Here is a 22458-nt window from a genome sequence, read left to right as displayed (position 1 = left end):
ATATGTGGTGGTCTGCCGTGTTCATTTCGCGTCGCGCCCCGGTCGGGCGGCACGGCACGCGTATTTCGGTGGCCTTTTCTCGGGTATGTGCAGATGCCCGTCCACCATCGTCAGCGGCCGAGCGTCTGGATGACCCCGCGGATGCGCTCATCCTCGCGGTCGAGAAACTGTTGGCCCAGCTCATAGGCGCGCTGGACCTCGATCATGCGGGCAACCTCGCGCACCGGGTCCACGTTCGACTCTTCCAGATGCCCCTGAAGGAGGCGCGCGCCCTCGACCGCTTCCACCCCGTCATCGGCGCGAAAGAGCGTGCCGCGCTCGCGGTGAAGGCCGCCCGGGTCTGGCGGTGTCACCAAGCCGATCTGCCCCAGTGGCATCCCGCCTGCCGAAAGCGTTCCATCGGCGGAAAGGTGGATATCGGTGGCTCCCGGCGGCACGATCAGTGGCGCGGCCCCCGCATCAAGCAGCAAGGCACCATCGGCCGAGACCAGTTCGCCCGCTTCATTGGGGATGAAGCTGCCGGAGCGTGTCAGCCGTTCGCCCTGGGGGGTTGCGACCAGAAAATACCCGTCCCCCTCGATGGCGAAGTCGAATTCCCCGCCGGTCATGATCAGCGCCCCCTGCACGGGCGATACCAGGCGCCCGTGCAGATGCGCCATCGACAGCGAGTCGCCTGCGCCGGTGCCGCGCACGAACTCGGCGAAGATCACCCCCTCGCGGCGGAAACCCGTGGTCGCGTGGTTGGCGATGTTGTGCGCGACGGCCTGCATTTCGCGCATCAAGCCCGATTGCCGCGAAAGGGCGATATAGCCGGTGCTGTCCATCGCTATAACCCCGCGATCAGGGGCACGATGCGGCCCGTGAAGAAATCGACCAGCGTGCGGGTCATCATGCTCATGGAAACCCAGAAGACGATGACGATGGCCAGTAGCTTGGGTACAAAGGTCAGCGTCATTTCCTGCACCGAGGTCAGCGCCTGAAAGAGCCCCACGGCAACCCCCGCAATAAGCGCCACGGTCAGCATCGGCGCTGCAATCCTGACCGCGATCCACAGCCCCTGGCGCAGCGTGTCGAAAAAGATGGCCTCGTTCATGGTCACACCGGCATCCGCAGGATTTCCTGATACGCCTCGACAACCTTGTCGCGCAGCGTCACGGCGGTTTCGACGGCAAGCTCGGTTTCGGCCAGGGCCTGCACCAGGGCATGGGCATCGGCCTTGCCGGCAAGGGCCGCCTGGGCGGTTTCCTCGCCCCGCGACAGGGTCTCGGCAAAGCTGCCGGCCGCCTGGGCGGCGGGGTTGCGGGCGCTGCCTTCGGGTGCGGCGGGCGCGGTGGCGGGCTTTGCGGTGGCATAGCTCTGGGCCGCGATGGCGGTGCGGATATCCATTCTGGACCCTCCCTATCGGCGCAGCAGTTCGAGCAGCGATTGCGACATCTGCCGCGCCTGGTCGAACATTCTGAGATTGGCCTCATAACTGCGCTGGGCCTCGCGGGCGTCTGCGATCTCGATCACCAGATCGACGTTGGAGCCGTCGTAATGGCCGGTGTCATCGGCCAGCGGATGGCCAGGGTCGTAAACCCGCGCCAGCGCCCGCGGGTCCAGCCGCACCTGCCCCGGGGTGACCTGGCCGGCCGGGGCGCCTGCATCATGTAGTGCCATTTCGAAGCTGGCGGTCTTGCGCCGGTAGCCGGGCGTGTCGGCATTGGCGATGTTCTCGGTCACATGGCGCAACCGGCGTGCCTGGGCCTCCATCCCCGAAGAGGAAAGCGCAAGGGTTGAAACAAGATCGCCCATCGCTGCCGCCCCTCTCAGCGCCCGAGCGCGGCGCGCAGGATGCCGCTGGTGCTGCGGTAGATGCTGAGCGCCATCTCGTGCTGGTGCCGGGTTTCGACCGCGCGCACCATTTCCGCCTCGAGCGAGACGGTATTGCCGTTTGGCGCGGCGGGTGCGGCCAGCTCGAATACCTGCGCCCCCGCCCCCGGCGGTTGCGAGCGGGTGGCGGCAGGGTCGCGCGGCCCGGTGGCGCGATCCCGCGTGCGGGTACGTTCCAGGAATGCGGCGAAACCCTCGGTGTCGCGGGCCTTGTAGCCGGGCGTGTCGGCATTGGCGACGTTGCCGGCGATCACAGTCTGGCGCTGCGCGGCATGGGCGGCGCTGGCGTGGGCCAGTTTCAGCAGGTCTGGTGTGTCGAACATCGGGGCTTCTCCCTCGAAGGCATACACCGAGGGTTAAGGGTGATTCCTTTAGAAAAGGTAAGGCGCTGAACGGGAGAACCCGCGATGGAGATGTTCGACAGCCTTCAAAGGCAGATTTCCGGCATTCGGCGCATCCGTCACCTGGGCCGTGTGGCCGAGGTCGGGCGCGGTGTCATGATGGTGACGGGGCTGTCGCGGCTGGCGCGCCTGGGTGACCGGGTTGCGATTCGCGGTGTCGGTCGCGCGGCGATGGGGGGCGAGGTGCTGCACCTGTCCGTCGCCGGGTTGACCGTGCTGCCCGACGACCCGGCCGAGGGTGTCGCCATCGGCGACGAGGTCGAGTTGCTGGGCACCTGCGGGGTCAGCCCTCATGCGGGTTGGATCGGCCGGATTGTCGACGCCTTTGGTCAGCCGCTCGATGACCGCCCGCTTGCGCCCGGCCCTGTCACGCGACCGGTGCGTGCCGCGGCGCCGCCCGCGGCCCGGCGAAAGCCGCTTGGCGCGCGGCTGGAAACCGGCATTGCCGCCTTCAACACGCTGCTGCCCATCGTGCGTGGCCAGCGTATCGGCCTGTTTGCCGGCGCGGGCGTGGGCAAATCGACCTTGCTGGGCAACCTGGCGCGCGGGCTGGAGGCCGATGTCGTGGTGGTCGCGCTGATCGGAGAGCGCGGGCGCGAATTGCGCGAATTCACCCGCGCGGTGCTGGGGGCTGCGGGCATGGCGCGCGCGGTTGTCGTGGCATCCACATCCGACCAGCCTGCGCTGATGCGCCGCCGTGCGGCCTGGACGGCGATGGCCGTGGCCGAGCATTTCCGCGATACCGGCGCGCATGTGCTCCTGCTGACCGATTCGGTGACGCGCTTTGCCGAGGCGCATCGCGAGATCGCGCTTGCCGCCGGCGAGGCAGGCAGCCTGCGCGGCTATCCGCCCTCGGTCGCACCGATGATCACCGCGCTGGCTGAACGCGCCGGGCCGGGGGGCGAGGGGCAGGGCGACATCACGGCGTTGTTCAGCGTGCTGGTGGCCGGCGCCGACATGGATGAGCCTGTCGCCGATATCCTGCGCGGGGTGCTGGACGGTCATGTGGTGCTTGACCGGGAAATCGCCGAGCGGGGGCGCTTTCCGGCGATTGATCTGCTTCGGTCGGTCTCGCGCAGCTTGCCCGAGGCTGCCAGCGCCGGGGAAAATGCCCTCATTTCCGAGGCGCGGCGCCTGCTGGGCGCCTACGCGCGCAGCGAAATGATGATCCAGGCAGGGCTTTATGCGCCGGGCTCCGATCCGCTGGTCGATCGCGCGATTGCCTGTTGGCCCGCGCTCGATGCCTTCCTGGCGGAAGAAGCGCCCGAGGATATTGCCGCAAGCTTTGCGCGCCTCGCGGCCTCCCTGGTGGCGCCGGACGAGGCGGAAACCAGGCAACAGATGTCCGCGAACGCCGGCTGAGCAGGGTGCGCGGCCCTGTTTCGCTGCCGGGATTGCCCGCTTGCGGGAAAGGCTGCCCTGCCCGTGAGTTCGCCGGGCCGTGGGGGCTGCGCGCCGGATCAATGCCAGGCAAACTGTGCGACCGGTGGGGCGCCCGGGTCCGCGTGGCCCTGTGCTGTGGCACTATCTACAGAAAATGTGGCGGCCCCGGCAGGGTGGGTGCGGCGCTTCCATGTAGTCACTCTAGCGCAGGGGCGCGCCGCCCTGACCCGCTTGCAGAAGCTGCAATGCGACCGCCCCGCCCGAGATTGAAAGACCGTTCAGCATGGATTGCGTATCCGCCCGGAGCAGGAAGCGCTGGGCAAGCTCCTCGATCTTTTCCGGTTCGGCGAATTGATTGACGGAGCTTTCGCCGAACATCCGCTGCGTGCGCCGCTGGACGACCGAAAGCTGCTGGTCCAGGTCGATCCCGGCAAAGCTGCCGGGCAGACCGAAGGCGGTTTCGAACACCTGCCGCAGCGGTGGCGATCCGAGGATGGAGAACCATTTGGCGCGCTCGCCCCGATCTTCGGCGGCAATTGCGGCCAGCTCGCGCCGCATGTTCAGCGCCAGGCGCAGGTTGTCGTCACGCTTGCCAACCGCAATCTCGAACTGACGGCCTTGATAAGCGGCGGTGATCCGGTCTGCGAAGCCTTCCGACTGCGTCGCCGGGCCATCGGAGGTGCCGAAGGTGAAGGTTTGCGCCAACTGCAGATAGCGTTTGTCGGCCAGCCGGTTTGCCAGGGCGTCGCGGGCTTCGGTGCCATCCTCCAGAATCCGGCGGATGAAGGCGCGGCTGTTGATGTCATCCTCCAGCCCGAAGGCGCCCAGTGCCACCCGCAGCAGGCGGCGGTCGGCGACCAGGTCGGCTGCGCTTTCCACGCGCGCGATGTTCTCGCGGAAATAGGCGGTATCGCGCTGCATCGCGGGCGCCTTGCGGAAGCTTTCGACCTGGGTGTCAAGGGTGCGGTTGAGGAAGGTCCAGCCGCCGAACCCCGACACCGGCACAACCGGCTGAAAGCTCATTGCCTTGCCGCGGCAAGGAGCCGGTCTTCGCGCGGAAGCAGAACGCGCAGGGCCTTGAGCGCCTGATAGTGCGCCTCGTCCAGAACGGCCTCGGTCGCTTGGGCGAGCAGGCGCCGGCTGTCGTGATCGGTCAGCACCTGGCTGAGTTGCTCGATTCCGCGCAGGAGCTGCTGACGCGCCTCTTCGGGGGCCACATCGCCCGAGAGCACAAGCTGCGCGATGTAACAGACCCGTCGCACCGGAGTATTCGCCTGTTCGGGGTGGATGGCGTCGCGCAGCCGCAGGATGTTGGCGTTGGGCGTGACGATCGACAACCGCGAGCGGCGGTCACCATTCTCGATCACCGCGCCGTTGATGAGCACGCGCTCCTTGGGAGAAAGCTTCAGTACCAGGCCGCTCATGCCCCTTCTCCTGCATCGCCACGCAAACCGCGCATCACGGCGGTGTTGACGTCGATCAGCGCATCGGCCGCCGCCTGGTTTGCAAGCACCTTGCGGCTGTGCTGTTCGGTAAAGGCGGCCAGGTAGAGGATCTGCGCCCGCAGGTTGGGGGGCAGGGCATTTTCCTTTCCGGCGACATCACTGGCCAGTATCAGCCAGAGCCGGCGGTTTTCATGCAGCGCGGCGGCGAGTTGCGCAAAGCCCTGGTCGCCGCGTTCGGCCGCCGATTTCAGGCGGGCGGTGATGCGTGCGATTGCGTCATATTCGCTGGCGCGGGGGGTGCGTGTGGGCGCACCGGGGCTGGCGTAGGCGGTGCTGGCCATGGCGGTCATGGTCACGGCATTTCCTTCCCTGGAAGATATGGGGGCGCGCGGATTTCAGGCTGGTGGGCCGGGGCGGTGGTGGCCGCCACCGGCCGGTCAGCTTACCGGAACAGCGACAGGATGTTCTGCGGCGCCTGGTTGGCGATCGTCAGCGATTGCACTGCCAGCTGCTGCTGCACCTGAAGCGCCTGCAGCCGCGCCGAGGTTTCCTCCATGTCGGCATCTACCAGTGTGCCGATGCCGGTAATCAGCGAATCGGTCAGCTTGCTGACAAACTCGCTCTGAATCTCGATCCGCGCCTGGGCGGAACCGAACGAGGCCGAGGCGTCGATCCCGAACTGGATCAGCGTCTCGATATCGTTGAGCGCTTGTACGGCGCCTTCCTGGGTGGAGACATTGATTCCCGCAAGGGCCAGGAGGCCGCCAGCCGGAGTGCCGTCTTCGGCACCTGTGGCATTGAACGAAACATCCGCACCGGACTGCGCCACCGACAGCGTGTAGTTGCCGCCGTCCTCGGTAACCTGAGTTGCGACACCAGTCAGGTCGGATTCGTTGATTAACGCTGCGAGCCCGTTGGCCACATCTTCGAAAGTGTCGCCTCCCGCTGCGATGTAATCATAGTCCACGTTATCGATGGTCACGCGGTAGCTGTCACCTGCACTGATCTCGCCGTCGAAGGTTATAGTTGCGGCAGTGGGGTCGAGGGTGGCCACGGGGCCGTCGCCACCGACGGTGGTCGCAAGCGCATTGATCGCGGACATGTCGATCTCGACCTCGTCGAACGTCCCGGAGGTCGAGAAGGTGAGGGCGCCGGCAGTGTCGGTGGCAGTCAGGCCGATGGCCGCAAGGTCGGCGTTATAGCTCGGATCGCCCGGGTCGACGGCGGCATTGATCGCATTGGCAATCGAGCCGGCGATCGTGTTGGCCGTCTGATCGTTGGCCAGTGCAACCGAGATGTTGATCGCCGTGCCGCCGCCAATGCTGATCGCAACGTCATAGCTGCCGCCTTCGGCCGCGCCCAGATCGGTGGTGAAGGTGACATCGTTGGTCGTAGTGGTGCCGACCAAGTTGCCGCCGTCGAGCCCGTTGACATCGAGATTGGCATCCAGTGTGTCGCCGGTGCCGAACTGTCCGGCGTCCGTGGTGAAATCCTGTGTGCGGACATCGATCGCGCTGCTTTCAAGCGTGCCATCGGCCGCGCGGTCGAGCGAGGCCAGGATGCTCACCGGGTCGGTGGCATTGCCGTCGATCAGGTTCAGCCCGTTGAACTGTGCCGAGGCCACCACCGAAGAGATCTGTTCGCGCAGCTGTTCGATATCGGTCTGGATCTTGCCGCGATCCACGTTCTCTTCCTGCGCCGCGACGATCTTGCCCTTCATCTCGGTCAGCAGGTCGGTCACCGTTTCCGAGGCCTGCCGCGCCACTGCGACGGTGGATTCGCCCAGCGAGAGGCTTTCCTTGATGCCGTTGAAGCCTTTCACATCGGATTCCATCACCTTGGAGATCGCCCAGACCGCCGCGTTATCCTTGGCGGTGGCGACCTTTTTGCCGGTCGCGATTTCGTTCTGCGTGGTTTCGAGATTCTTGTTGACGCCTTTCAGCGTTTGCAGGGCGACCATTGCGCCCGTGTTCGTGAGAATGCTTGCCATTGCCGGATTCCTTGCAATATGCGGCGCTTTTGCGCCGGGATTGACGGTTTTCACCCTGTGGGGTGCGAGAAGCGGCGTTCTGCACGGGTGCGGCGCAGGTCTGCATGGGCCGCGCGCCCGGTTTTCCGGGATGCCGGGAAAGACTGTCCGGCAATCTCTAACGAGGGCTTAAGGGCGCGCGCCGGGTTATGGCGGATTTTAGAGAACGGCGTCGGATTCGGGCCACGGCCTCGATCCTGCGGGCAAGCGTCGGAAACGAAAAAGCGGGCCGCAACGGGCCCGCTCTCGCGTGGTCTTTTCAGGGGTGCGGCCGGCTATTGTGCGGGCGACCGCAGGCAGGATCAGGCGCCCAGCGCCTTTACCCGGGCCGACAGGCGCGACATCTTGCGCGCGGCGGTGTTCTTGTGGACGACGCCTTTGGTCACGCCACGCATCAGTTCGGGCTGCGCCGCGCGCAGCGCCTGGGCGGCGGCGTCCTTGTCGCCCGACGAAATCGCTTCTTCAACCTTGCGCAGGTAGGTGCGGATCCGCGAACGGCGGGCCTTGTTCACGGCATAGCGTCGCTCGTTCTGGCGGGCGCGTTTCTTGGACTGGGGCGTGTTGGCCATCTGTCGTGTCTCTTTCGGGTCTGTTGCGTTCCTGTTGCGCAAACGGACCCACGGCACGGCAGGAATGCCGATTCGATCTCATGCCTTAAGCGGGCCCACGCGCATGTGTGGCGCCGTTTATACCAGCCGAACGCAAAAGGGAAGGCCCCTGCTCACTTGTCGCGAAACTGCGCCTCGCGCTTTTCGATGAAGGCGGCCATGCCCTCTTTCTGGTCCTCGGTGGCGAACAGTGCGTTGAAGATTCGGCGCTCGTAGAAAATCCCTTCGCGCAGCGTGGTTTCGTACGAGCGGTTCACCGTCTCCTTGATGGCCGTCACGGTCACCGCGGATTTCTCGGCGATCTTGTGCGCCGCTTCCATTGCCGTTTCCATCAGTTTCTTGGCAGGGACCACGCGGCTGACCAGGCCCGCGCGCTCGGCCTCTTCGGCGTCCATGAAGCGGCCGGTCAGATGCATGTCCATTGCCTTGGACTTGCCAACAAAGCGTGTCAGGCGCTGGGTGCCGCCCAGCCCTGCCATCACGCCAAGATTGATCTCGGGCTGGCCGAATTTCGCAGTATCTGCGGCAATGATGAAATCGCACATCATCGCCAATTCGCAGCCGCCGCCCAGCGCATAGCCCGATACGGCGGCGATGATCGGCTTGCGCACGCCGTCGATGGCCTCGGCCTCGCGCGCGTAGAGGTCTTCTGAAAAGACATCGACGAAGGACTTCTCGGACATTTCCTTCACATCGGCCCCGGCGGCAAAGGCCTTGTCCGAGCCGGTCAGAACGATGCAGCGCACCTTGTCGTTGGAATCGGCCGCGCGCAGGGCGGCGGCAAGCTCTCCCAGAAGCTGGCTGTTCAACGCGTTCAGGGCATCGGGCCTGTTCAACTTGATCAGCGCGACATGGTCGGAGACTTCGACGATCAGCGTTTCATAGGCCATTTGCAGGCACCTCTCTGGTCAGCAGTGGCGGGAGTCCATAGCAGCCTCAGGTGACGGATCAAGTCATCTTTGACACTGCGGGCAGTGGAAGGTCGAGCGCCCGGCCTGTGTCAGACGCCGGATCACGCCTTCGCAATCGGGGGTCGGGCAGGGCTGCCCTTCGCGCCCGTAGGCGCGGAAAACATGCTGGAAATAGCCCAGTTCGCCGCTGGTCTGGCGGTGATCGCGCAAGGATGACCCGCCGGCCTCGATCGCCTCGGCCAGCACCTGCCGGATAATCGCCACCAGTGCCGCCACCCGCGCCTGCGCGATGCGCCCGGCCTTGCGTTGCGGCGAGATGCCCGCCCGGTGCAGCACCTCGCAGACATAGATATTGCCCAGACCGGCCACCAGACGCTGGTCCAGCAGAGCGGCCTTGATCGGGGTGTTGCGGCCCTTGAGGCGCGCGGCCAGCCAGGCCTCGTCGAAACTGTTGCCCAGCGGCTCGGGGCCGAGGTTGCGCAGCAGGGAGTGGGCCTCGATCGTGGGGGTCGCGGCCAGATCCATGGCGCCGAAGCGGCGGGCATCGTTGAAAGTCACGCGGGCGCCGCCCGCCATATCGAACACCACATGATCGTGCCGGGCCGGAGCCGGGTGGTCATGGGCAAAGACACCGGGCATGGCGCGCGCTGCCGCCGGGCCGCTGACCAGCATCCGCCCCGACATGCCAAGGTGGATGAGCAGCGTCTCGCCCGAGGACATGTCGAGCAGCAGGTATTTCGACCGCCTTCGCAGCGCCTCGACCCGGTGCCCCTCCAGCCGCGCGCGCATGTCGGGCGGGAAGGGCCAGCGCAGATCGGGGCGGCGGATATCGGCACGTTCAATCACCCGGCCCCGCATCACCGGCTCAAGCCCGCGACGCACGGTTTCGACCTCAGGCAATTCGGGCATCTTGCGGTTCCTCTTTGCGGCAAGGCGCATTGTGTCGCCCCGCGCGCGTCCTATAAGGAGGGTGAGCGAAAGAAAACGGCAAGGGCTGATGACCGACGATCGCGCCAGAACCACCCATTTCGGTTTTCAGACCGTGGGCGAGGATGAAAAGGCCGGCATGGTGCACGGGGTCTTCACCCGTGTGGCGTCGCGTTATGACCTGATGAACGACCTGATGTCGGGCGGCGTTCATCGCGTCTGGAAAGAGGCGATGATGGACTGGCTGGCGCCGCGGCCGGGGCAGCGGCTGCTGGATGTCGCCGGGGGCACGGGGGATATTGCCTTTCGCTTTCTCAAACGCGCGCCGGGCGCCGAGGCCGTGGTGCTCGACATGACCGAGTCGATGCTGGTCGAGGGCCGCAAACGGGCCGAGGCCGAGGATATGGCCGACCGACTGGAATGGGTGGTGGGCGATGCCATGGCGCTGCCCTTTCCCGACGGGGTTTTCGATGTCTACACGATCTCGTTCGGGATCAGGAACGTCACCCGCATCGAAAAGGCATTGGGCGAGGCCTTCCGTGTGCTGCGCCACGGCGGGCGGCTGATGGTGCTGGAATTCAGCCAGTTGCCCAACCCGGCGCTGCAATGGGCCTATGACCGCTACAGCTTCAACGTGATCCCGGCGTTGGGGCAGATGGTGGCGAACGACCGGGAAAGTTATCAGTACCTGGTCGAATCGATCCGCCGCTTCCCCGATCAGGAAAGCTTTGCCACCATGATCCGTGAGGCAGGTTTCGAACAGGTGCGCTACCGCAACCTCTCGATGGGAATCGCGGCGCTGCATTCGGGCTGGAAGCTCTAGGTGCGCGGGCCGCATAATATCTGGCGCCTTATCCGCACGGGTGCCACGTTCGAGCGCACCGGCGCCATGCGTGTCGTGCTCGAGGCCATGCGCGCCCCGCCGCATCTGCGCCTGGCCGCAAGGGTGCTGGGCTGGCCGTTCAAGTGGCTCGGCCTCAAGGGCGACCCGGCGCTGCCGCCGGCGACGCGCGCGCTGACCGCACTGGGGCCGGCTTATATCAAGTTCGGACAGATCCTTTCCACCCGCCCCGACGTGGTGGGCGACGAACTCGCCGTTCAGCTGCGCGTATTGCAGGATCAGCTGCCGCCTTTCCCGACCGATGTCGCCCGCCGCATGATCGAGGAAGAGTTCGAAATCCCCGTCGACCGGCTGTTTTCCGAGTTCAGCGATGCCATCGCGGCGGCCTCGATCGCGCAGGTTCACAAGGCACGCTTGGCCGACACCGGCGAAGAGGTGGCGGTCAAGGTGTTGAGGCCACGGATCATGCAGGCCTTCCGCAAGGATATTGATGCCTTCTATTTCGCCGCCGGAATGATCGAATTTTTGTTGCCCGCCACGCGCCGGCTGCGCCCCACCGATGTGATCGCGCATTTCGAAAGCGTGGTTATGGGTGAGCTGGACATGCGCCTCGAATCCGCCGCCGCGGCCGAATTCGCCGCCAACACGCGCGAGGACGAAGGGTTCCAGGTGCCCGCGCCGCACTGGTTTCTTTCGGGGCGCAACGTGATGACGTTGGGATGGGCCGAGGGCGTGCCGCTGGGCGACAATGCCGCGCTCGATGCCGCGGGGCATGACCGGCGTGTGCTGGGCGAGCGTGTCTTGCAGCTTTTTCTGCGTCACGCCTTGCGTGACGGTTATTTCCACGCCGACATGCACCAGGGCAACCTGAAGGTCGCGGCGAATGGCGACATCCTCGCGGTCGATTTCGGCATCATGGGCCGGATCGACGAATATACCCGCCGCGTCTATGCCGAGATCCTCTATGGTTTCATCCGCAAGGATTATCGCCGCGTGGCCGAGGTGCATTTCGAGGCGGGCTATGTGCCCGCAGACCGCGATATCGACGAATTTGCCCGTGCCTTGCGTTCGGTCGGCGAGCCGATCTTCGACATGGATGCCACGCGCATCTCGATGGCACGGCTGCTGAGTTACCTTTTCGAGGTAACGGAACGTTTCGGGATGGAGACCCGGACCGAGCTTATCCTGCTGCAACGCACCATGGTGGTGGTCGAAGGGGTCGCGCGCTCGCTCAACCCGTCGATCAACATATGGCAGGTCGCCGGGCCGGTGGTCGAGGCCTATATCCGCGAAAATCTGGGCCCGCGGGCGATGCTGCGCGACCTGTCGCGCACGGCGCATGTTCTGGCGCGTTTCGGCCCGCGCCTGCCCGATCTGCTTGAGCGGCGGCTTCAACAGCAGTTTGACGACACCCCGCCCGCGCCCGCGCCGGCCAGGGCGCTGCGGCCGCTGGGCTGGGTGATGCTGGGCGCGGCACTGACGGCTGCCGGCGTGTGGATTGGTGCGGCGCTGTAGCGCGCGCTTCGATTTTTTGACGCGCTCTCCGCCGTGCTTTTCGGCGCGCAGCTTTGGCAAGCGACATCATTCAAGCTAACCAAGGTATGGCGCTGGCGAGTGCTGCGAAACCCGGTTCATCAGTTCGCCCTTGTATCGTCGATCGGCGATATATATGTCGTCGGATCGACAAGACTGGAAGGAAGCCTCATGTCAGGTCAGGTCATGGCCGGGTCTTCGGTGCCAGTGGACGCGGAGAGAATCGCCTCGCTCGCCAAGGCGCTCGCGCATCCGGCGCGTGTGCGGATCATCTTGTTTCTGCTGTCGCGGCAGGAGTGTATCGGCGGCGATATCGTGGACGAGGTGGGGCTGGCACAATCGACGGTTTCGGAGCATCTGCGCATTCTCAAGGCGTCGGGGCTGGTCGTCGGCAGGATCGAGCGGCCGAGGATCTGCTATTCGCTCGACCCGGCGGCGCTGGCGGCGCTCCATGCCCTCCTGGGGCGGATCGAGGCACGAGGAACGTCCGGGGGCGAGCCCCAGGCTTGCTACATTCCGCAACGCGCCCAGTCCGCGACGGCAGTGGATTGACCCCGGGAGCCGGTTTCCTGCGCCTGCGCCGTTTGCATCGGATCGGCCCGCACCCATGGCCTGGCACCCCCTGAAAGGAAATAGCCCCATGCCCATTTTCGAACGTTACCTTTCCATCTGGGTAGCCTTGGCCATCGCCGCCGGCCTCGCATTGGGCCAGATCGCGCCCGCGCTGGTGAATTTCCTTGCCAGTCTTGAATACGGCTCGATCAATTTCGTGGTCGCGGTGCTGATCTGGTTCATGGTCTATCCGATGATGGTGGGGGTGGATTTCACTTCGCTCAAGCGGGTGCATGAGCGCCCCAAGGGGCTGATCATCACGCTGACGGTGAATTGGCTGATCAAGCCCTTCACCATGGCCGCGCTCGGCGTTCTGTTTTTTGAGTTCGTCTTTGCGCCCTTCATCGAGCCGGGCACGGCGGGGCAGTATATCGCCGGCATGATCCTGCTGGGGGCGGCCCCCTGCACGGCGATGGTATTTGTCTGGTCACAACTCACCCGGGGCGACCCCAACTACACTCTGGTGCAGGTCTCGCTCAATGATGTGATCATGATCTTCGCTTTTGCGCCGATCGTGGCCTTCCTGCTGGGCGTGACCGACATCACCGTGCCATGGGAGACGCTGGTGCTGTCAGTCGTGCTCTATATCGTGGTGCCGCTGACGGCCGGCGTTATCACGCGGCTCTATCTGACCCGCAGCGTACGCAATGTGGCCCAGGGTGAGGCGGCGGTCGGCGCCTTTACCGCTCGGGTCAAACCCTTCTCCATCATCGGGTTGCTGGCGACGGTCGTGCTGCTGTTCGGCTTTCAGGGCGAGGTGATCCTAGACCGTCCGCTGATCATCCTGCTCATCGCAATTCCGCTCTTGATCCAGTCCTACGGCATGTTCGCCGTGGCCTATTGGGCCGCGAAAGCCTGGCGCGTACCGCATAATGTTGCCGCCCCCTGCGCGATGATCGGCACCTCGAACTTCTTCGAACTGGCCGTGGCTGTGGCCATCGGTCTGTTCGGGCTGAACTCGATCGCCGCGCTGGTCACCGTGGTCGGTGTGCTGGTCGAGGTGCCGGTGATGCTGAGCCTCGTGTGGTTCGCCAATCGCACGCGCCACTGGTTCCCGGCCGAGGAAACCCCGATCCGCGCCCCCCGCAGGAAGGAACAGAACTGATGTTTCGCACAGCTCTCATCGCCCTTGACCATTCCGCTGCTCAGGGGCCGCTGCTCGACTGTCTGGCCGATCTGCGCGAGATGGGTGTCGCCCGCCTGATCCTGACCCATGTTGTCCAACTGGGCTATGGTCAGGGGGCGGAATACGGCAATCGGGATGCACTGGAAGGCTGGCTGTCAGACCGGGCCGCACCGCTGCGCGAAGCTGGGCTGGATGTCGAGATCGACATCCGCGCCGCTGGCGACGCGGCGAAAGACATCCTGAAAGCCGCCAGTGAACATGGTGCCGATCTGATCGTGATCGGCTCGCGCGGGCAGAACATGATCCGCGGGCTCTTCCTCGGATCGGTCGCGCGCGAGGTGATCCGGCTGAGCCGCCTGCCGGTGCGGCTGGAATGGATCGAGGCCACCGGCAAGGACGACGACGCGGCCTGCGAGCGAACCTGTCACGCCGGGTTGCGGCGGCTCTTGCTGGCTACCGATTTCTCGCCGCAGGCGCAGGCCGCGGAGATGGCAGCGGCCAGGCTGGCCCCCCATGCGGGCGTCGTCGATCTGGTGCATGTCATCAGCCCGGACGAGGCTGAACGTTACACGCGCTGGCGTGTGATGGCGCGCGCCGCGCTCGACAACATCGCGCATGAGATCGCCGCTGCCGGGGGCAAGGCCGAGGTGCATCTGGCCGAGGGCAAGCCATCGGCAGAAATCGCGCACGCCGCCGCCCGGCGCCACGCCGATCTGATCGTGGTGGGCAAGCACGGGCAGGGCTGGGTGCAAAGTATCGCGACCGGTTCCACCGCCGCCAATCTCTGCGAAATCGCGCGCCGCCCTGTGCTCGTGGTGCCCCTGCGCGATGACAAGGGTTGAGCCCATGCGTATCCTGTTTGCCTGTGTCGCCAACTCTGCGCGCAGCCAGATGGCCAAGGGGCTGGCCCGCGCGGCTTGACGCAGGTCAATGTGCAAGGCGCGGGCTGCCGATATATGCGGTGCAAAGCATATGCGATGGAAGTCATGCGATGCTGCGCGAAATCCTTTCCGCCATGGCTGAGCCGATGCGTCTTGCTGCCACGCGCCTGCTGTGGGACGGCGGCGCGCACTGCCTGTGCGAACTGATGGTGCGGCTGGAGGCCTTGCAATGCCAAAGGTCACGTCACATGCAGGCACGCAAGGCCGCGGGGTTTGTGAACGACCGGCGCGATGCGCGCAGGCTGCGCTACCGGCTCGATCCGGCGCTGTCGCCGCAACGTCGTGCCATGCCTGATGCGGTGATGCCCGCCCATGTTGCAAAGGAAGGACTTGCCGGATGAGCCCCCGAAAGGACGTGATGCAGCTGCAGAGACGAACGCTTCTGGCGGGTGCTGCGGCAACGGTGCTGGCCGCGCCCTCGCTCTTGCGCGCTCAGCCCGCGGCGTTCCGCTTCGGCCTGACCCCGGTCTTTCTCGATAATGACTGGCAGCTCCTTGAGTATCTGCGCAGTCATCTGAGCGCCGAGATGCGCCAGCCAATCGTTTTCGTTCAACGGCGCACCTATCAGGAAGTCACGGCCCTCCTGCTCATGGGCAAGATCGATGCAGCCTGGCTGTGCGGCTATCCCCTGTTGCAAAACCTCGATCGCCTGGCGGCACTTGCCCTGCCACTCTGGCAGGGCGCGCCGCACTATCAGGCCAGGATCATCACCGCAGCGCGGCGCACAGTGCACGACCTGGCCGATCTGCGCGGCGATATTCACGCCTATTCCGACCCCGACTCGAATTCGGGCCATCTGGTCACCCTGTCTGAGCTGCTGTTGCGCCAGCAGCGCCCCGAGGATTTTTTCGCGCGAAGCTTCTTTACCTATGGCCATCGCAACGTGGTGCGGGCCGTTGCGCGGGGGCTGGCGCAATCGGGTAGCGTCGATGGCTATGTCTGGGACGCCATGCGTCGCACCGAACCCGAACTTGTCGAACAGACCCGCATCGTGTGGGAATCCGAGGATTTTGGCTTTCCACCGATTGCCGTGACGCGCGAAGCCTTCGAGACAGCGCAGAGCCGCAGGCTTTGGGTCGCGCTCGAAGCCATGCTCCGAACCGATGCCGGGCGGCGGGCGCTGGAGATGCTGCAACTCGACGGGTTCGTCCCGCCCGAGGCGCAGAGTTTCGACCGGATTGCGGCGCGCATGAAGATCGTCGCGGAACGGGGCTGAGCCGGTGCGCGCCCCTCATCTGCCGGTCATGGTCAAGGGCCCGCTTCTGGCGGCAGGGCTGCTGGTGCTCTTCGGCGCATTGGCTTCGCAACTGGTGCTGCGAACACTCGTGGCCACGCAGGAACGCCACCTGCGCGAGATGGCAGCGCTGGAATTCGCCGGAGTCGAGGCGACGATCGGCCCCTTCGTTGTGCGCGATGACATCTGGGAGATGTTCGACCTCCTGGACCGTGTAACGCATCGCGAAGGTTCCCTGCGCCCTGTGCGCGCGACATTGGTCGATCCGCTGGGACGGAGCATCGTCTCGTCAGAGCCCGAGATTCATCCGCTCGGCGCGCAGCGGGTCGAGATGATCGCGGAGGCAACCCCGGTCACGGCGCCACATTACGACCTGTCCGATGGCACGGTTTCGCTGTCGAAAGTTCTGCATCATCAGGGGCGCACGCTTGGCAGACTGATCATAGACTTCGACACCACAGGCTTTGTCGCCGAACGCGAGCGAACGGTTGCGTTCCTGGTGATCGGCAATGCGCTGGCCACGATCATCGCCGCGCTGGTCGGGTTCCTCGCGATCCGTCACGTCCTGCGTCCGGTTGCGCGCCTGACTGACGCGATGGGTCACGGCACAGACGCACTGCAGCCCATATCGGAAGAAACCATACCCCGGGGCAACCCGGAAATCGCCCGGCTTTACGATAACTACAACCGACTGGTCCACGCCGTTGAGGAACGCAACCTGACGGCAAAGCGGATGGCTGATCGAGAGCGCTTCGTCAGCCTCGGACGTTTGGCGGGCACGTTGGCGCACGAGGTCAACAATCCGCTGGGCGGGCTGCTGAACACCGTGGATACCCTGCGCACCTATCCGGACCGAACCGATGTGGTCAAAAGCTCGGCCGATCTTCTGGATCGCGGTTTGCGGCACATGCGCGATGTGGTGCGCGCAACCCTTGATACGCATCGCGCGGCCCCCGAGGTCCGGGCGCTTTCACGCTCGGATTTCGAGGATCTGAACCTGCTGATCCGCCCCGAGGCCGAGCGGCGGGGGCAGGAACTGCACTGGCAGGTTTCCCTGCCCGGGGGCGGCATGGACGGGGTGCCCGCAGGCCCGGTGCGCCAGATCGCGCTCAACCTGCTGCTTAACGCCAGCGCGGCGGCCGGATACGGCGGCAAGATCGGTCTCCGTGTCGCGCATGAGGCCGATACGATCATGCTGGGCATTCAGGACAGCGGGCCGGGTCTGCCCGGCCCCCTGCGCGCAAGGCTACTGTCGGATGCCCCGGTCGAGCCCGGCGGCGGCGTCGGCCTGCGGCTTGTGCGCGAGCTGGTGCAGGGTATGGGCGGGCAAATCAGCCTCGGGTCGTCGCCCGAGGGGTTGAACGAAATCCGCGTGCAGTTGCCGTTGGCACATGAAGGGGGGCGCGATGCTTGAGGGGCGTCACATCGCGCTCGTCGAAGATGACGAGATCATGGGCGGCTCGCTGGAACAGCGGCTGCGGCTCGAAGGGGCGCGCGTGGTCTGGTTCAAGAGCTTTCACCGCGCGCTGGGCGGGCTGCGCACCCCGCATCGCCCTTTCGATGCGGTGATCTGTGATATCCGGCTGGGCGACGGATCGGGCGAGGATCTTTTCCTGAAACTCTCCGAGACCACGGTGCCGCCGCCCTTCATGTTCATGACCGGGCAGGCCAGCGCCGACCAGGCGGTGCGGCTGCTGCGCTCGGGGGGCGCAGATTACCTGACAAAACCCTTCGACATGGGCCAGATGCTCGAGCGGCTTTCGCTGCTGATCGCGCCGGGGTTCGAAAGCGACGGGCCGCTGTTTGGCCCCTCGAAGCAGGCGCGCCAGATCGAGGAGATGATCGCCCGCCTTGCCGCGCAGGAAGGTCCGGTGCTGATCCTGGGCGAAAGCGGCACTGGCAAACGGGCGGCCGCCGAGCGGCTGCATGCGCGCTCGGATCGCTCAGCCGCACCGCTTGTCACGCTCGACCTGTCGCGAATCGAGGCCGGCGAGCACGAGGCGCGGCTCTTTGGCCTTGGCGCGGCCTGGCAGCAGGCCGGCGACGGTATCGTGCTGATCGAACGCATCGGCGAGGCGCGCGAGGCGGTGCAGGCAAAACTGCTTGCCGCGATCTGGGAAGCGGGCGGCGATGGGCCGCGCGTGGTGGCCACCGACGGCGATGACGCGCGCGAAAAGCTTCGGCCGGACCTCTATTTTCACTTGAGCCCGTTGACCCTGTCCATCCCGCCGCTGCGCAACCGGCCCGAGGACGCGCTGTGGATGATGGCGCGAATGTTCGACGGCATGAACCGTCGCAGGGCGACACCGCTCAAGGGAATTTCCGCGCAGGCCGAGGCGTTGGTCCTGCGCCACGACTGGCGCGGCAACGGGCGTGAAATCCGTGCCCGGCTGGCGCAGGCCATGGCGCTGGCGCAGGGCGAGATGATCATGCCCGCCGATATCTTCCCCGAGGCGCAAGCTGCCGCGGCAGCCGCCTTCCCCACCCTGGCCGAGGCGCGCGAAGCGGCCGAGCGCCTGCAGATTCAGCGCGCGCTCAACCGCTGCGCCGGCAGCATGAGCGCCGCGGCAAGGCTTCTCGGTGTTGGCCGCACCACGCTTTGGGAAAAGATGCAGAAGCTGGGCTTGCAACGCCCCGACGAGGTTGTCCGGAAATCCGAACAAGGCCCGGACTAGCCTGTCCGGCAATCCGAACTCCACAAAAAGTTTCTTTTAATCAGTATCTTGAGATGATCGCGCTGATGTTTCGGCGGCATGCTTTGGCATGTCACCTGCCCTATCCTGTCATGGAGAGCCAGATTCCGGCCGGGGGAACCCGCAAAAGCGGGCAGCGCCGGGTTCCAGCGAAGGAGGAGACGTGCGCAAACATGACCCTCAAGACCTGCCGGCAAGGCTGTTGGTGGATGCAGATGCCTGCCTGACAACCCGACGTCCCGATGCAAGCTGCAACGCCTGCGCGGTGCGTTGCCCCGTGCAGGCCATCCGCATCGATACGCGCGTGGTCGAACTGGACTACGACACCTGCACCGGCTGCGCACGTTGCGTCGCGGCCTGCCCGACCGGCGCGCTGGAGCTTCCCGCCATGCGGCCGGGCCATGGCCGTTTTTCCACAACGCTCGAATGCGGCCGCGTCACTGCCACCGACCGGACCGAGGGGGCGGTGACCGTGCCATGTCTGGGCGGGGTCAGCGCGGTGCAGCTTCTCGAGATACTCGGCGCCGGTGCGGCCATCACTTTAATGGATCGCGGCTGGTGTGCGGATTGTGCTGCTGGCGGGTGCCCGCAGCCCTGGGCGGATGCCGTGCAGGCGGCCTCGGACGATCTGGCACAGCTGAACCGGCGCGCAGACCGCCCCGCAGTTATTCATGCTCCGCTGCCGCAGGAGCGTGCGCAGCCAGCCCCGCAGCAACGCCATCCCCGAAAGCAAGGCTATTCGCGTCGCCAGCTCTTCCGGCGCCTGACCACGCCGCCACCGGCGCCTGATCGCCGCCGTGTCACTGCCGCGCAGCCCTTCGCCGGAAAGGTCGATGTGCCGGCGCTGCAAGCGCGGCGCGATCATCTGCGTGCCCTTTGCGGGGCTGAGTCGATGCCGGCAGTACTCTTCCCTGCGCTGGAGGTGACAGGCGACGCGCCCGATCTGCGCCTGGCCGCCAGCCTCTGTCCGACAGAGGCGCTGACCCTGCACAAGGAGCCCGATTCCGACCGGCTGGTCTTCGATGCCGCGCTCTGTCTGGCCTGCGGGGCTTGCGAAGCGGCAGACGGGCTGGCCCTGCATCCGCGCGGGCGGGGTACGTATTCCGGGGTGGCAACGATCTACAGCCAGGCCATGGCCAGTTGCCCCCATTGCCTGCACCGCTTCGCACCGCGCGCGGACCAGCGCATCTGCGATGGCTGCCACAAGGACAACGATCTCGCCGCCGCAGCCCTTGGGCTGATGCAGCGGAGGCAAGTGCCCTACGGGGCGTGATTTCGCGCCCGGCGCGGCGCCTGACCGACCACCTCACGAAGGGAGGAGCACGATGGACAAGGCAAATACCGGCATCAGCCGCAGACGGTTCCTGGCGACGACAGGAACCACTGGCGTGCTGACCGCCACCGCAGTAACCGTGGGCCTGACCGGCCCGCAGGGCAAGCCCGCCCCGGCACAGGCGCAGGCGCGCCAACCCAACACCCGGATCACCAAGAATATCTGCGCCCAGTGCCCGGCGCGCTGCGGCATCGATGTCTATACCACTGACGGGCGGGTGCATGCCATTTACGGCGATACCGGCAACCCCATCGCGAACGGCAAGCTGTGCCCGAAGGGCCATCTGGGCACCTATTTCCTGTATGACCCGGACCGCTTTCGCGGCCCGATGCGGCGCACCAACCCCAACAAGGGCCGCGACGAGGACCCTGGCTTCGTTCCGATCAGCTGGGACGAGGCGCTGGATATCGTTGCCGAGCGCCTGAATGATCTGCGCGCGCGCGGCGAAAGCCACCGTTTCGCGCATTTCTACGGTCGCGGCTGGGGGCCGACCGATGCGGGCCTTTATGGCGACTGGGGCAGGCTTTATGGCACGCCGAATTCGGCCATCGGGCACGCCTCGATGTGCGCGGAAGGGTCGAAACGCGCCAAGCGCGCGACCGACGGCAACGACTCCTACAATGCCTACGATTACGCGAACACCAACTACATCCTGAACTTCGGCGCGAGCTTCCTCGAGGCCTTCCGCCCCTACAACTACCTGATGCAGATGTGGGGCAAGATGCGCTCCAAAAGCCCGCAGACGCGCATCACCTCGATCGATGTGCGGATGAGCCCCACCATGGCGGCGTCTGACCGTGCAGTTTACATCAAACCCGCGACTGACGGCGCGATGGCGCTGGCCGTGGCCCATGTCATTCTGACCGAAGGGTTGTGGGACCGCGAATTTGTCGGCGATTTCGCCGATGGGCGGAATCATTTCGTGACCGGCGAAAGCATCAGCGCCGCCGCACGGGTGGCCGTGACCGATCCGGAAACCGGCGAAGTCACGACGCAGCCGGCCGAGGGCCGCGGCTTTGTCGAACTTTGGACCCACGGGCTGGTGGACTGGTGGAACGAGGAGCTGAAGGACCGCACCCCGGAATGGGCCGAAGAGATCACCGACGTGCCGGCCTCCACCATCCGCGCCGTGGCGCGCGAATTCGGCACCACCCGCCCGGCCATGGCGATCATGGAGCGCGGGCCCACCTCGCACACCAACGGCACCTATGCGGGCATGGCCATTCATGCACTCAACGCGCTGGTGGGCAGCCTGTTCGCCGAGAAGGGCGGGCTGTTCTACCAGATGGGCGTGCCCTATGGCGACCTGCCCGTGAATGCCGACGACTACCTGGACGACTGGGCCCGCGATGGCGCCTGGAAGGACCAGCCGCGCATCGACATGGCGCGCACCGAGCGCTGGCCGATGACCTCGCACATGATGCAGGAGGCCGGGCCGAACCATCTGGCGGGCGACCCCTACAAGCTCGACACTGCGATGTTCTACTATACCAACCCGATCTGGTCGGCCCCCAACCCGCAGGTCTGGGAAGAGGCGCTCAAGGACGTGTTCATCATCGACACCTCGCCCTTCCCCGGCGAGACAGCGATGTATGCCGATATCGTCCTGCCCGATCACACTTATCTGGAGCGCTGGCAGGACAGCCCGACCTACCCGTTCGAGGGCTGGCCGATGACCGCGCTGCGCGTGCCTGCCGTTGATCCGATCCATGACACCAAGCATTTCGGCGACACGCTGATCGAGATCGGCAAACGCATCGACGGGCCGATGGGCGACTACTACCGCGAGATCGACAACGTCGAGAACATCCTGCGCCACCGCGCGCGCGGCTTCGAGGACAACCCCGGCGACAATGGTGTGAACAGCTTCGAGTCCTGGGCCGAGAAGGGCGTCTGGTACCGCAAGCCCTATCACTGGCATCACCGCCGCGGCAAATTCTACGAGTGGGACGGCGAGGGCTACAATATCGAGATGACCGAGGAGGAGGTGAAGCAGAAGCTCCTGCGCACCCCCTCGGGCAAGTTCGAGTTCCGCTCGGGCTTCCTGGAGCAGCACGCCGACTATATCGAGCGCGAACTGGGCGTGCCCGCAGGCCGCGCTGGGCTGATCCAGTGGGTGGAGCCGGTGCATACAGGCGGTGACGGCGATCTCTATTTCGTCTCGCCCAAGACGCCGATGCATGCCGAGGGCCGTTCGGGCAACATCCCGCACGGCATCGCCATTCACCAGCCGATGGTGGGCGGCAAGAACACCGTCTATCTGGAAGTCCACCCCGCCACCGCCCGCGCCCGCGGCATCCGCGACGGCGACCGCGTGCGCATCCGCTCCGATATCGGCGCGATCGAGGCCTATGCCCGCCTTGTGCCCGCCCACCGGCGCGACACGATCGTGCTGCCGATGGAGCATGGCCACTGGGCGCAGGGCCGCTGGGCCAAGGGGCGCCTGCCGGGCCATTCCGGCGATGTCACCGCAAACGTATCCGACCCGATCTCGGGGCTGGCCAGCTATTACACCGGCAAGGTCACCCTGGAACGGGCCTGATCCCCGGCGCATGAGAGGATATTGAGA

Annotated in this window: 24 protein-coding genes; 12 read left to right on the top strand and 12 right to left on the bottom strand. The window is 65.7% G+C overall.

Annotated elements, in window-relative coordinates; all coding sequences use genetic code 11:
• Window positions 1-110: 110 nt before the first annotated feature.
• Genes DQ229_RS02840 through DQ229_RS02820 form a run of 5 tightly spaced genes read right to left on the bottom strand, consistent with a single transcriptional unit; the run spans window position 111 to window position 2195 of the window.
• Window positions 111-824 carry a flagellar hook-basal body complex protein gene (locus DQ229_RS02840; RefSeq protein WP_114964763.1) on the bottom strand — a complete coding sequence of 238 codons (714 nt, stop codon included), beginning with the start codon at window positions 822-824 and terminating at the stop codon, window positions 111-113.
• A gap of 2 nt (window positions 825-826) precedes the next feature.
• Complete coding sequence (locus tag DQ229_RS02835; RefSeq protein ID WP_114964762.1) at window positions 827-1093, bottom strand: flagellar biosynthetic protein FliQ; 267 nt, start codon at window positions 1091-1093, stop codon at window positions 827-829.
• 2 nt (window positions 1094-1095) lie between these two features.
• Window positions 1096-1386, bottom strand: a complete 291-nt coding sequence (gene fliE / locus DQ229_RS02830; RefSeq protein WP_114964761.1) for a flagellar hook-basal body complex protein FliE — start codon at window positions 1384-1386, stop codon at window positions 1096-1098.
• Between the two features lie 12 nt (window positions 1387-1398).
• Complete coding sequence (gene flgC / locus DQ229_RS02825; protein WP_114964760.1) at window positions 1399-1794, bottom strand: flagellar basal body rod protein FlgC; 396 nt, start codon at window positions 1792-1794, stop codon at window positions 1399-1401.
• Between the two features lie 14 nt (window positions 1795-1808).
• Window positions 1809-2195 carry a FlgB family protein gene (locus DQ229_RS02820; protein WP_114964759.1) on the bottom strand — a complete coding sequence of 129 codons (387 nt, stop codon included), beginning with the start codon at window positions 2193-2195 and terminating at the stop codon, window positions 1809-1811.
• Between the two features lie 84 nt (window positions 2196-2279).
• Here DQ229_RS02820 and DQ229_RS02815 point away from each other — a divergent pair, with 84 nt between their 5' ends.
• On the top strand, window positions 2280-3635 hold the full coding sequence (locus tag DQ229_RS02815) for a FliI/YscN family ATPase (RefSeq protein WP_114964758.1): 1356 nt from the start codon (window positions 2280-2282) through the stop codon (window positions 3633-3635).
• A gap of 222 nt (window positions 3636-3857) precedes the next feature.
• Here DQ229_RS02815 and DQ229_RS02810 read toward each other — a convergent pair whose 3' ends face one another.
• The 7 genes from DQ229_RS02810 to mutM all read right to left on the bottom strand — a co-directional run bounded on the left by DQ229_RS02810 (window position 3858) and on the right by mutM (window position 9558).
• The gene (locus tag DQ229_RS02810) at window positions 3858-4679 is read right to left on the bottom strand and encodes a DUF1217 domain-containing protein (protein WP_114964757.1); all 822 of its coding nucleotides are present in this window, start codon (window positions 4677-4679) and stop codon (window positions 3858-3860) included.
• Window positions 4676-5080, bottom strand: a complete 405-nt coding sequence (gene flbT / locus DQ229_RS02805) for a flagellar biosynthesis repressor FlbT (protein WP_114964756.1) — start codon at window positions 5078-5080, stop codon at window positions 4676-4678. The genes DQ229_RS02810 and flbT overlap by 4 nt, the downstream gene beginning before the upstream one ends.
• Window positions 5077-5451, bottom strand: coding sequence for a flagellar biosynthesis regulator FlaF (gene flaF / locus DQ229_RS02800; protein WP_114964755.1), 375 nt, complete (start codon window positions 5449-5451; stop codon window positions 5077-5079). Before flaF ends, flbT begins: the two co-directional genes overlap by 4 nt.
• Window positions 5452-5543: 92 nt before the next feature.
• Window positions 5544-7091, bottom strand: a complete 1548-nt coding sequence (locus DQ229_RS02795; protein WP_114964754.1) for a flagellin — start codon at window positions 7089-7091, stop codon at window positions 5544-5546.
• A gap of 341 nt (window positions 7092-7432) precedes the next feature.
• The gene (rpsT, locus tag DQ229_RS02790; protein ID WP_114964753.1) at window positions 7433-7699 is read right to left on the bottom strand and encodes a 30S ribosomal protein S20; all 267 of its coding nucleotides are present in this window, start codon (window positions 7697-7699) and stop codon (window positions 7433-7435) included.
• 152 nt (window positions 7700-7851) lie between these two features.
• Complete coding sequence (locus tag DQ229_RS02785) at window positions 7852-8628, bottom strand: enoyl-CoA hydratase (protein ID WP_114964752.1); 777 nt, start codon at window positions 8626-8628, stop codon at window positions 7852-7854.
• Between the two features lie 63 nt (window positions 8629-8691).
• Window positions 8692-9558, bottom strand: coding sequence for a bifunctional DNA-formamidopyrimidine glycosylase/DNA-(apurinic or apyrimidinic site) lyase (mutM, locus tag DQ229_RS02780; RefSeq protein ID WP_114964751.1), 867 nt, complete (start codon window positions 9556-9558; stop codon window positions 8692-8694).
• An 88-nt stretch (window positions 9559-9646) separates the two neighbouring features.
• On the opposite strand from mutM, the gene ubiE reads away from it, so the two are divergent.
• The 11 genes from ubiE to DQ229_RS02725 all read left to right on the top strand — a co-directional run bounded on the left by ubiE (window position 9647) and on the right by DQ229_RS02725 (window position 22431).
• Window positions 9647-10399, top strand: a complete 753-nt coding sequence (gene ubiE / locus DQ229_RS02775) for a bifunctional demethylmenaquinone methyltransferase/2-methoxy-6-polyprenyl-1,4-benzoquinol methylase UbiE (RefSeq protein WP_114964750.1) — start codon at window positions 9647-9649, stop codon at window positions 10397-10399.
• On the top strand, window positions 10400-11932 hold the full coding sequence (gene ubiB / locus DQ229_RS02770) for a 2-polyprenylphenol 6-hydroxylase (RefSeq protein ID WP_114964749.1): 1533 nt from the start codon (window positions 10400-10402) through the stop codon (window positions 11930-11932).
• A 189-nt stretch (window positions 11933-12121) separates the two neighbouring features.
• Complete coding sequence (locus DQ229_RS02765) at window positions 12122-12502, top strand: ArsR/SmtB family transcription factor (protein ID WP_238380937.1); 381 nt, start codon at window positions 12122-12124, stop codon at window positions 12500-12502.
• A gap of 88 nt (window positions 12503-12590) precedes the next feature.
• A complete protein-coding gene (gene arsB / locus DQ229_RS02760; protein WP_114964877.1) occupies window positions 12591-13667 on the top strand; it encodes an ACR3 family arsenite efflux transporter in 1077 nt (358 codons plus the stop codon).
• A complete protein-coding gene (locus tag DQ229_RS02755; RefSeq protein WP_114964748.1) occupies window positions 13667-14530 on the top strand; it encodes a universal stress protein in 864 nt (287 codons plus the stop codon). The genes arsB and DQ229_RS02755 overlap by 1 nt, the downstream gene beginning before the upstream one ends.
• 149 nt (window positions 14531-14679) lie before the next feature.
• A complete protein-coding gene (locus tag DQ229_RS02750) occupies window positions 14680-14970 on the top strand; it encodes a helix-turn-helix transcriptional regulator (protein ID WP_114964747.1) in 291 nt (96 codons plus the stop codon).
• Window positions 14967-15845: a PhnD/SsuA/transferrin family substrate-binding protein gene (locus DQ229_RS02745; protein WP_238380936.1), complete on the top strand. Its 879-nt coding sequence runs from the start codon at window positions 14967-14969 to the stop codon at window positions 15843-15845. Before DQ229_RS02750 ends, DQ229_RS02745 begins: the two co-directional genes overlap by 4 nt.
• 28 nt (window positions 15846-15873) lie before the next feature.
• Window positions 15874-17277 (top strand): sensor histidine kinase, encoded by a 1404-nt coding sequence (locus DQ229_RS02740; protein ID WP_114964745.1) that lies wholly within the window; start codon window positions 15874-15876, stop codon window positions 17275-17277.
• On the top strand, window positions 17270-18538 hold the full coding sequence (locus DQ229_RS02735) for a sigma-54-dependent transcriptional regulator (RefSeq protein WP_114964876.1): 1269 nt from the start codon (window positions 17270-17272) through the stop codon (window positions 18536-18538). The genes DQ229_RS02740 and DQ229_RS02735 overlap by 8 nt, the downstream gene beginning before the upstream one ends.
• Before the next feature lie 181 nt (window positions 18539-18719).
• The gene (locus tag DQ229_RS02730; protein ID WP_162300731.1) at window positions 18720-19829 is read left to right on the top strand and encodes a 4Fe-4S binding protein; all 1110 of its coding nucleotides are present in this window, start codon (window positions 18720-18722) and stop codon (window positions 19827-19829) included.
• Between the two features lie 52 nt (window positions 19830-19881).
• The gene (locus DQ229_RS02725; RefSeq protein WP_114964743.1) at window positions 19882-22431 is read left to right on the top strand and encodes a molybdopterin-dependent oxidoreductase; all 2550 of its coding nucleotides are present in this window, start codon (window positions 19882-19884) and stop codon (window positions 22429-22431) included.
• The last annotated feature ends 27 nt before the right edge of the window (window positions 22432-22458 follow it).

It is taken from the genome of Alkalilacustris brevis (genome assembly GCF_003350345.1).
In the GTDB taxonomy this organism is placed as follows: Bacteria; Pseudomonadota; Alphaproteobacteria; order Rhodobacterales; family Rhodobacteraceae; genus Alkalilacustris; species Alkalilacustris brevis.
The sequence above is the reverse complement of the archived record's forward strand: the minus strand, read 5'-3'. Positions and strand labels throughout refer to the sequence as shown.